Consider the following 9,810-nt stretch of genomic DNA (forward strand, 5'->3'; position numbering starts at 1 on the left):
ACTTGGCCCCTCGCGCTTCATACCTATCATGTGAAACCGAAAGCAAGGTGACGCCCATGGGCGCTGATGCCAAGACTGCCATGAAAGTCGATATGACCGAGGCCGCCGCCAGGCGGATCGCCAGGATTGTCTCGAACGAGGCCGGCAAGACAGCGCTGCGCGTGTCGGTCGAAGGCGGCGGCTGCTCAGGCTTCTCCTACAAGTTCGACCTGGTCGATACGCGCAACGACGACGATGTCGCCATCGAGAAGGACGGTGCCACCGTGCTGATCGACGACCTGTCGCTGGTCTATATGGGCGGCTCTGTGATCGATTTCGTCGACGATCTGATGGGCCAGTCGTTCCAGATCCGCAATCCGAACGCCGTCGCCTCCTGCGGCTGCGGCACGAGTTTCTCCATATAGAATGCCTGCCATTGGTGCGATCCGTCAGATCGCGCTGTCGGCTGGCCGTGATCTCGACACCACGCTGGCTTTCTGGCGCGACGTGCTCGGCATGGCGGTTCATGCGCGCTTCGATCCGCCGGGCATCGCCTTCATCATGGCCGGCGATATCAGGCTGCTGTTCACTGACGGCATACCGGCCGGAACCGTCTATCTCGACATATCCGGCCTTGATGACTTCCATGCCTCTGCGGTCGCGGCAGGCGTACCCTTCACCGCGCCGCCAACACTTGTCCATCGCGACACGGAGGGCCAGTTCGGTCCAGCGGGGGAAAGCGAATGGATGGCCTTCCTAAAGGACCCGGCTGGCAATACGATTGGCCTCGTCGAACGCCATCCGCCGCAAGAATCCAACTGAACAGCATCGAGACCGCCATGAAAATCGTCACCTGGAACATCAACGGTGTCCGCGCCCGCATTGGCAATCTCACCCATTGGCTGACCGAGAGCGCACCCGACATCGTCTGCCTGCAGGAGATCAAGACCGTCGACGAGCAATTCCCGCGCGCCGAGATCGAGGCGCTTGGCTACAATGTCGAAACCCCTGGCCAAAAGGGTTTCAACGGCGTCGCCCTGTTGTCGAAGCTGCGCTTCGACGAAGTCATCCGGGGCCTGCCCGGCGACGATGCCGATGAACAGGCGCGTTTCATCGAAGGCGTTTTCTCAACCGACAAGGGTGCCTTGCGCGTCGCCTCGCTCTATCTGCCGAACGGCAATCCAATCGATGACGAGAAGAAGTTTCCTTACAAGCTGTCCTGGATGGCGCGGCTGGAGCGCTGGGCCGAAGAACGGCTGAGACTTGAGGAGGCCCTGGTGCTCGCCGGCGACTACAACGTGATTCCCGAGCGGATCGACGCGCGGTTTCCGGAGAACTGGCTGGGCGACGCGCTGTTCCAGCCGCAGACGCGACAAGCCTTCCGCCGGCTGCTCAACCTTGGTTTCACCGAGGCGGTGCGCGCGGTCACCGACGCGCACGACACCTACACGTTCTGGGACTATCAGGCCGGCGCCTGGCAGAAGAACAACGGCATCCGCATCGACCACCTGCTTTTGTCGCCGGAAGCCGCCAACCGGTTTTCTTCCGCGTCGATCGAAAAGCACGTGCGCGCCTGGGAAAAACCGTCCGATCACGTCCCCGTGGCGATCGATCTCGCGCTTCAGCCGGCCTGAGAGAACCCTCGCCGGGCACGCAGGCGCTGGACCTCATATCGCCACATTTCGCGCCGTTCATTGCGGTCCAGCATGGCGGCTGGGGTTCCATGAGCGCACGATTTCATCTTTGTCCGATCGGCCTGGCATTTGCCATGGCCGCTCCCGGTGCGGCATTTGCCGACCAGGAATGCCTGGCCAATGGAAAATCCTACCAGCTTGGCCAGGTCGCCTGCCTGACGGTGGCCGAGCAGAGCCATCTGGCCCGCTGCGACATGGTGCTCAACAACACATCATGGACGAAGATCGGGGATAGCTGCCCGGAAAACACCGTGGCGCCACACCCCCATGTCACGCCGATCTCGATGCCGGCGCCCAGCATGGTGCCGACGGAGCCGATCGAGAACTGATCGCGATCGAAAATCGAGTGCTGCTGGTGAAGCTGACGCAGCCGCGAGACTACTGGTCCGCGTTGTTGCCCTTGGTGAGGATATCATCGGCCAGCGAGATTGCGGTGCGGCGGTCGGCCTCGCCGGCGGTGGCGAATGCCTCTTCCTGCATGCCGCGGATCCAGGGCTGGTCAGCCGGCGAAGCGCGTTCGAGCGCTGCCGTCATCATCGCCAGGCCGCGAACGATCTTGCCGCTCTGGAACAACAAATGGCCCAGTGTCGCCTGGGCGCCGGCATGGCCTTTCTCGGCGGCGAGTTGGAACCAGCGCCCGGCCTGCTTGACACTGGCCTTCACGCCGCCCTCGCCCTTCAAGAACATCTGCCCCATCTCGAACTGCGCGTTCGGATTGCGGTAGTTGGCGGCGGCGCGCATGTAATATTCCTGGGCCGCCACCTCGTTCTCGGCGACCGGGCTGCCGGGAATGCCCGTGCGCAAATAGTCGCCAAGCGCCACCAGCGCGTCGGAGACATAGCTTTCCTCAGGCGAGCCGGGCTCGACGTCCTGGTCGACGATCTCGGAGAAGAACTTGAACGCCTCATAGTCGTCGCGCGCCACGCCGTCGCCCTCGGCATACATGCGGGCAAGCTTCCAGGTGGCACCGATCTGGCCGTTTTCGGCAGCGTATTTATAGGCCTCGGCAGCCTGTTCCTTGTGGCCGTTCTTGTAGGCGGAGAAGCCGAACTGGAAGACCGCCCAGGGGCTGGATTGCGGCTTCACCCCGGTCTTGTCGTCGAACACCTTGTCGTCGAAGGCCATGGCCTGGCCCACGGCGCCAAAGGTCGCGCCAAATGTGGCGGCCACGACCAGTGCCGAAAAAACAGACGACCTCAACAACTCAGATGTCCGCATAACAGTGTGTTTCTTTCGCACCGCCCGGATGGGTCACCGCGCCATCGCGCGCCGGCCCTACCGTCTGTGCATATTTCCATATCGCGCCCGACTGATAGTCGGTCGCGCGCGCCTTCCACGTCTTTGCCCTCGCCGCCAGTTCGCTATCGGACAACGCCACGTCGATCGTGCCGCTCACCGCGTCGATCGAGATCACGTCACCATCCCTGAGCAGTCCGATCGGGCCGCCCACGGCTGCCTCGGGGCCGACATGGCCGATGCAGAAACCGCGCGTCGCGCCCGAGAAGCGCCCGTCGGTGATCAGCGCCACCTTGCCGCCCATGCCCTGGCCGTACAGCGCTGCCGTCGTCGACAGCATCTCGCGCATGCCGGGGCCGCCGCGCGGTCCTTCGTAGCGGATGACGAGAACCTCGCCTTCCCTGTAGTTGCGATGCGTCACCGCCTCGAAACATTCCTCTTCCGAATCGAAGCAGCGTGCCGGGCCGGAGAACTTCAACTCCGCCATGCCCGCGACCTTCACGATCGCGCCTTCGGGGGCAAGGTTTCCCTTCAAGCCCACGACACCGCCGGTTTGGGTAATGGGTGTGTTGGCCGGGCGGACCACATCCTGATGCTCATTCCAGACAACGTGCTGCATGTTTTCGGCCAAAGTGCGGCCAGTCACGGTCATGCAGTCGCCATGCAGATAGCCGTGGTCGAGCAGCGTCTTCATCAGCAGCGGAATGCCGCCGGCCTCGAACATGTCCTTGGCGACATATTTGCCGCCCGGCTTGAGGTCGGCGATGTAAGGCGTCTTCTCGAAAATCTTGGCCACGTCGAACAGGTCGAACTTGATGCCGGCCTCGTGGGCGATCGCCGGCAGATGGAGTGCCGCGTTGGTCGAACCGCCGGTGGCCGAGACCACGGTGGCCGCATTCTCCAGCGCCTTCAGCGTGACGATGTCGCGCGGCCGGATGTTTTTCGCGATCAGCTCCATGATCTTTTCGCCGGAGGCGAAATTGAACCGGTCGCGCATTTCATAGGGGGCCGGCGCGCCACAGGAATAGGGCAGCGCCAGGCCGATCGCCTCGGCAACGGTGGCCATGGTGTTGGCGGTGAACTGGGCGCCGCAGGAGCCGGCCGACGGGCAGGCCGCCTGCTCGATTTCGAGAAGTTCGGCATCATCGATGGTGCCTACCGAGTGCTGGCCGACCGCCTCGAACACATCCTGCACGGTGATCTGGCGGCCGCGATAGCTGCCGGGCAGGATCGAACCGCCATAGATGAAGATTGACGGCACGTTGAGCCGCACCATGGCCATCATCATGCCGGGCAGCGACTTGTCGCAGCCGGCCAGCCCGACCAGCGCATCGTAGCAATGGCCGCGCATGGTGAGTTCGACCGAATCGGCGATGACCTCGCGCGACACCAGCGACGACTTCATGCCCTGGTGACCCATGGCGATGCCGTCGGTGACGGTGATGGTGCAGAATTCGCGCGGCGTGCCGCTGGCGGACGCGACGCCCTTCTTGACCACCTGCGCCTGGCGCATCAGCGAGATGTTGCAGGGCGCCGCCTCGTTCCAGCAGGAGGCGACCCCGACCAGCGGCTGGGCAATCTCGGCCGCCGACAAACCCATGGCATAGAGATAGGAACGATGCGGCGCACGCGCCGGACCGACGGTCACATAGCGGCTAGGGAGCTTAGCCTTGGAGATGACTTTGGCGTCCATACTCTTCCTTGCCCCATCTTCCCTGCAAATGGGGCGGAGCGGCTGCCCCCTCGCCGAGCCTTTTGGCGCGTGTCCCGAGACCAGATCGAGGTGCGCCGGGTTTATGGCGGGAAATAGGCAATTTCCTCAGCCCGGCTTCCAGCGCAGGGGTTGCTCAGAAAGTGTTGCCAAAACATCACAATAGCAGGAGGCGAAAGCGGTACGGATAATATGCAACGCAGCTTGGATGAGACAAATCGGGGCGATGCGATCCCAAACAAAAAAGGCCGGGCAATCCCCGGCCTTTTGTTATAATTGTCAGAGACTTAGAACTTGATCTTAAGGCCACCTGAAATCGCCGTGACCAGATCGTTGCCGAAGTCGTAGCTGACATCCGTGCCGGCGACGTATCCGTTCTCACCAGCCAACGCTCCAGAATGGCCGCTGGTCAGCACCCCAACCGCGCCGGCCAGACGCACTTCGATGTTCGGCTTGGGCGTAAAGGCGACGCCGCCGCCCAGTGTCCAGGTATCGGTCTGCGAGCCATAGCCATGCGACGTGCCGCGATCCCAGGAAAGCTGGCCGGCAGCACTCCACTGATCGTTGAACTTGTGGCCAATGCCGCCGGTAACTGTCCAGCCGTCACGATACATCAGGTCCAGCGAGGTGATCTGGCCCGAATGGAGAGCATCACCAGTGACGCATGCCCCTGCGGGGGTACCTACGACGCAAATCGGAACGCTCTGCAGCAGGCTCCAATTGACCCACTTGAGCGAACCGAAGGCGAGCCAGCCTGGCGCAATGCCTGACTGCAATTTCAATTCGACTGTATCCGGCATGTATTGCGTTGAGCCGTAGATCGGCAGCACCACGCTGCCAACATGCGTCAAATCCAGCGTGCCCGAGATATTGTCGAGCTTGACCCGCGAATTGTAGACGAGGCTGGCGCGCAGTGCGATCTCGGGGATTTCATAGGCCAGGCCGGCGCGCCAGCCCCAGCCGGTCCCCTTGAGATCGACACGCCCGGTACCCTGGAAATCCGGCACCAGCGGCGATATCAGGTCCTGCTTGAAGCCATAGACTTCCTGGTAGTAGACGCCGCCGATGAAGCGAACCTGGCCTTTGCCGGCGTCCATCTTGTAGGAGCAGGTTGTGGCGTAGTTGTTGCTTTTGATATCGGTTTCCATGTTGGACTGGGCACCGGCCCAAAGACCCGGATTTGTGTGCGCACCCCAAGGCTGGGAATAGTCGAACATACAGTCGACACCCTGGACGATCTGCGCCTTGACGCCGATCCGCGGCACCCAATAGCTCTCGCTGTCCTTCGCCGTGCTGCCCAGAGGCGTCAAATCGCCGTCGAGCGGGTTGGTGTCCACCGCATTCTTGAGCTTGCGTTGCGGCATCACATAGGTCGATTCCGCTTCGGTCGCGAACGGAGCCGGATCGAACAGCAAATCGATATCGTAACCGCCGCGCTCCAGGCCGCCGGCATGTGCCGGATTCATCGCCGTCCCGATCAAAGCCAGCGAAAAGCAGCCAGCTCCCAGCAGCGCTTTCAGTCGCAGAATAGTCATGAAATGTCCTCCCCGAATTCGAGTGCATCAAGCTAGAACCAATTCAGGTTAACGGTGCAACAACGAATTCGCGGGCGTACATGTACGCATTGGCCAGGCGCATTTTCGAGGAAATGCAACCTAGTGCGGCAAAGCCGAAAAATGGTCTGTGAAGGCTGAGCGGCTCTCAAAAAACAGAGAGAACCATCCAAAAAGGCTCGAAAACAGGCCTTTTTTGGGCTCCAGGAGCCCCATTGTTACATTATGGCAACAATGGGGCTAAAACTTCCGTTTACGTCAATATTAACGCAACGGCATGCAGATTTTCAACGCGAAAAACCAGCACTTTAGAGAGGGCTAAAGTCTCGCGAATCTATCCTCAACCGGCGTCGCGAACCCTGGCCAACGCGACCGACAGCTTGTCCTGCGCATCGCGGTATTCAGCGAGCTTTTCACGCTCGGCATCGACGATCTCGGCCGGCGCGCTGGCGACGAACCTTTCGTTCGACAGCTTCTTGTGCAGGCGCGCGATCTCCTCGGTCACCTTGGCCAGTTCCTTCTGCAGCCGAGCGGCCTCGGCGGCGAGGTCGATCAGGCTGCCAAGCGGCAGGCAGATCGTCGCCTCGTTGAGCACGATCTGCGCCGAACCCTTGGGCGCGACATCGGCAAGCGAGATGTCGCCGACCCGCGCCAGCCGCTTGATCGCCGATTCTTCGCGGACAAGTCGTTCGCGTGTCACAGCGTTGGCGCCGACCACGACGAGCGGTGCAATGGCTGCCGGCGGCACGTTCATCTCCGAGCGCACCGAGCGGATGCCGGAGACGAGATCGACCAGCCAATTGATGTCGGCTGCAGCCTCGGCGTCTTCGAAGTCCGGCGACGGCCACGCGGCGTGGCACAGCAGCGAGGGGCGTTGCTTGCCTTCGCCAGCGGTCTGCGCCCACAGTTCCTCGGTCATGAACGGCATCATCGGATGCAGCAGCTTGTAGATCTCGTCGAGCACGAAGGCGACGCAGGCACGGCTTTCGGCCTTGGCCGCCTCGTCGGTGCCCATGAACACCGGCTTCAGCAATTCCAGATACCAGTCACAGAACAGGTTCCAGACAAAGCGGTAAGCAGCACCCGCCGCCTCGTTGAAGCGGTATGAGGTGATGCCGTCGGTGATTTCGCGCGCCGCGCGCGTCAGTTCGGTGAGGATCCAGCGGTTGACCGCCAGCTTGGCGTCGTTCAGCCAGAAATCGTCATTGCGCGCGACCTCGTTCATTTCGGCGAAGCGCGTCGCGTTCCACAGCTTGGTGCCGAAATTGCGATAGCCGGCGATGCGCGCCGGATCGAGCTTCACGTCACGGCCTTGCGCCGCCATCACCGTCAGGGTGAAGCGCAGTGCATCCGCGCCATATTCGTCGATAAGGTCGAGCGGATCGATGACGTTGCCTTTCGACTTCGACATCTTCTGCCCGTTCTTGTCGCGCACCAGCGCATGGACATAGACGGTGTGGAACGGCTCCTCTTCCATGAAGTGCAGGCCCATCATCATCATGCGGGCGACCCAGAAGAAGATGATGTCGAAGCCTGTCACCAGCACGTCGGTCTGGTAGTAGGTCTTCAGCTCGGGCGTCTCGTCCGGCCAACCCAGCGTCGAAAACGGCCACAGCGCCGATGAGAACCAGGTGTCCAGCACATCCTCGTCGCGGGTCAGGATCTCGCCCGGCTTGAAGTTCTCCAGCTTGTCCTCGACCCAGGCCTTCCACGGTCCTTCCAGCGCCAGATAGAATTCGATCGCGGCGCTCAGCGCCTCTTCCTCGGTCTTCTCGACGAAGACGCGCCCGTCCGGCCCGTACCAGGCCGGGATCTGGTGACCCCACCACAGCTGGCGCGAGATGCACCAGGGCTGGATGTTCTCCATCCAGTCGAAATAGGTCTTCTCCCAGTTCTTCGGCACGAAGTTCGTGCGACCTTGGCGCACTGAAGCGATTGCCGGCTTGGCCAGTTCCGCCGCATTGGCATACCATTGCTCGGTCAGGAACGGCTCGATCGGCACGCCGCCGCGATCGCCATGCGGCACCGCGTGGCGATGCGGCTCGACCTTTTCGAGGAAGCCGCCCTCTTCCATCAGTTCGACGATCTTCTTGCGCGCGACGAAGCGATCGAGGCCATCAAGTTCGTCCCAGACAAGCTGGCGCTCCGGCGTCACCTCGAGACCGGCAAGGAAATCCTCATTGTTCCTGAGGCTCACCGCCGCCTCCATGGTCAGGATATTGATCGCCGGCAGCTTGTGGCGCTTGCCGACCTCGAAGTCGTTGAAGTCATGCGCCGGCGTGATCTTGACCGCGCCCGAACCCTTTTCCGGATCGGAATACTCGTCCGCCACCACGGGAATCCTGCGACCGACGATCGGCAGGACGATGTTCTTGCCGACCAGATGCCGGAAGCGCTCGTCGTCAGGGTGCACGGCGACGGCCGTGTCGCCCAGCATCGTCTCCGGGCGCGTCGTCGCCACGGTGATGAAGGTTGTTGGGTTTTCCGGGTCGAAGACCTGGCCCTCTATGGGATAGCGGAAGTGCCAGAGATTGCCGTTGACATCCTGCTGCTCGACCTCGAGATCGGAGATCGCGGTGAGCAGCTTGGGGTCCCAGTTCACAAGGCGCTTGTCCTTGTAGATCAGCCCTTCCTTGTAGAGCGTGACGAACACTTCGAGCACGGCTTTGGACAGGCCTTCGTCCATGGTGAAGCGTTCGCGTGACCAGTCGGCCGAGGCGCCCAGCCGCTTCAGCTGGTTGAAGATGGCGCCGCCGGATTCGGCCTTCCACTCCCACACTTTCTCGATAAACTGCTCGCGGGTCAGGTCGCGGCGATGGATTTGCTTTTCCATCAGCTGCCGCTCGACAACCATCTGCGTGGCAATACCGGCATGGTCCATGCCCGGCTGCCACAGGACGTTCTTGCCGCGCATGCGCTCGAAGCGCACCAATATATCCTGCAGCGTGTTGTTGAGCGCGTGGCCCATATGCAGCGAGCCGGTAACGTTCGGCGGCGGGATGACGATCGTAAATGCTTCCGCCCCCTCCTCGGCGCCGGCACCGGCGCGAAACGCGTCGGCCTCTTCCCAGACTTTGGCGATCTTCGGCTCGACGGTTTTGGCGTCGTAGGTCTTTTCAAGCATGGGAAAATGGTCCGCGCTGTCGGGAGTTTTGCTGGTCCGGTGTAAATCGGAAGGTTTTGGCCAAGTCAACCGCAAGGGCTGTCTCGGACCCTCACAACCAGATAGGCGCGGCCTTGGTCATTTCAACGGAAAGCGATCCGCCGTCCTGCCAACAAACTGACCTCACCAAAAGAAACGGCGCCACGAAGGCGCCGTTTCCTCTGGCAATCGGCATGGGGAGCTACTGCGCCCCGCGCGCCACGCGCTCGATCTCCTCGCGCACCAGTCTTTCGACCAGTGTCGGCAGATTGTTGTCCAGCCAATCCTGCAGCATCGGCCGCAGCATCTCTTCGGCCATCTCGTCGAATGTCTTCTTGCTGCGGCTGGCAAACGCATCGGAAAGCTCGCCAAAGGCAGCCGCGACCTGACGGCCGGTATGCTCGGAAACGATCGCCGGACGCGGCGCGTCGCTGGCCGCCACCGGCCGCACCACGCTTGCATCCGGACGAGACGGCTCGGGGTCGACGGCTACTT

The 9,810-nt window shown here is 62.0% G+C and carries 9 protein-coding genes; 4 read left to right on the forward strand and 5 right to left on the reverse strand.

The genetic code is table 11. The features are described from left to right. Positions 1-56: 56 nt before the first annotated feature. The 4 genes from erpA (at position 57) to EOC06_RS15190 (ending at position 2,002) form a co-directional block, all read left to right on the forward strand. On the forward strand, positions 57-404 hold the full coding sequence (erpA, locus tag EOC06_RS15175) for an iron-sulfur cluster insertion protein ErpA (protein ID WP_127270656.1): 348 nt from the start codon (positions 57-59) through the stop codon (positions 402-404). A 1-nt stretch (position 405) separates the two neighbouring features. Continuing rightward, positions 406-801 (forward strand): VOC family protein, encoded by a 396-nt coding sequence (locus EOC06_RS15180; RefSeq protein WP_127329517.1) that lies wholly within the window; start codon positions 406-408, stop codon positions 799-801. A gap of 17 nt (positions 802-818) precedes the next feature. After that, positions 819-1,613, forward strand: coding sequence for an exodeoxyribonuclease III (xth, locus tag EOC06_RS15185; protein WP_128308160.1), 795 nt, complete (start codon positions 819-821; stop codon positions 1,611-1,613). An 89-nt stretch (positions 1,614-1,702) separates the two neighbouring features. After that, positions 1,703-2,002 (forward strand): hypothetical protein, encoded by a 300-nt coding sequence (locus EOC06_RS15190; protein WP_127329519.1) that lies wholly within the window; start codon positions 1,703-1,705, stop codon positions 2,000-2,002. Positions 2,003-2,051: 49 nt separating this feature from the next. Here the strand turns inward: EOC06_RS15190 and EOC06_RS15195 are convergent, their stop codons facing one another. The 5 genes from EOC06_RS15195 to EOC06_RS15215 all read right to left on the reverse strand — a co-directional run. Then, on the reverse strand, positions 2,052-2,891 hold the full coding sequence (locus tag EOC06_RS15195; RefSeq protein ID WP_127270686.1) for a tetratricopeptide repeat protein: 840 nt from the start codon (positions 2,889-2,891) through the stop codon (positions 2,052-2,054). Further along, the gene (gene ilvD, locus EOC06_RS15200) at positions 2,878-4,602 is read right to left on the reverse strand and encodes a dihydroxy-acid dehydratase (protein WP_127329521.1); all 1,725 of its coding nucleotides are present in this window, start codon (positions 4,600-4,602) and stop codon (positions 2,878-2,880) included. The genes EOC06_RS15195 and ilvD overlap by 14 nt, the downstream gene beginning before the upstream one ends. Before the next feature lie 305 nt (positions 4,603-4,907). Next, a complete protein-coding gene (locus tag EOC06_RS15205; protein WP_127267802.1) occupies positions 4,908-6,155 on the reverse strand; it encodes an OmpP1/FadL family transporter in 1,248 nt (415 codons plus the stop codon). 358 nt (positions 6,156-6,513) lie between these two features. Next, a complete protein-coding gene (locus tag EOC06_RS15210; protein ID WP_128308161.1) occupies positions 6,514-9,297 on the reverse strand; it encodes a valine--tRNA ligase in 2,784 nt (927 codons plus the stop codon). Positions 9,298-9,517: 220 nt separating this feature from the next. Further along, positions 9,518-9,810, reverse strand: a 293-nt coding sequence (locus EOC06_RS15215) for a PopZ family protein (protein WP_128308162.1), incomplete at its 5' end; no start/stop codon positions are given.

It is taken from the genome of Mesorhizobium sp. M7A.F.Ca.MR.362.00.0.0 (assembly GCF_004023175.1).
Classification (GTDB): Bacteria; Pseudomonadota; Alphaproteobacteria; order Rhizobiales; family Rhizobiaceae; genus Mesorhizobium.

What these genes read in the sequence shown, in the direction of transcription:
- erpA (WP_127270656.1), top strand. Translation starts at nt 57, where the DNA reads ATGGGCGCTGATGCCAAGACTGCCATGAAAGTCGATATGACCGAGGCC.
- EOC06_RS15180 (WP_127329517.1), top strand. Translation starts at nt 406, where the DNA reads ATGCCTGCCATTGGTGCGATCCGTCAGATCGCGCTGTCGGCTGGCCGT.
- xth (WP_128308160.1), top strand. Translation starts at nt 819, where the DNA reads ATGAAAATCGTCACCTGGAACATCAACGGTGTCCGCGCCCGCATTGGC.
- EOC06_RS15190 (WP_127329519.1), top strand. Translation starts at nt 1,703, where the DNA reads ATGAGCGCACGATTTCATCTTTGTCCGATCGGCCTGGCATTTGCCATG.
- EOC06_RS15195 (WP_127270686.1), bottom strand. Translation starts at nt 2,891, where the DNA reads ATGCGGACATCTGAGTTGTTGAGGTCGTCTGTTTTTTCGGCACTGGTC.
- ilvD (WP_127329521.1), bottom strand. Translation starts at nt 4,602, where the DNA reads ATGGACGCCAAAGTCATCTCCAAGGCTAAGCTCCCTAGCCGCTATGTG.
- EOC06_RS15205 (WP_127267802.1), bottom strand. Translation starts at nt 6,155, where the DNA reads ATGACTATTCTGCGACTGAAAGCGCTGCTGGGAGCTGGCTGCTTTTCG.
- EOC06_RS15210 (WP_128308161.1), bottom strand. Translation starts at nt 9,297, where the DNA reads ATGCTTGAAAAGACCTACGACGCCAAAACCGTCGAGCCGAAGATCGCC.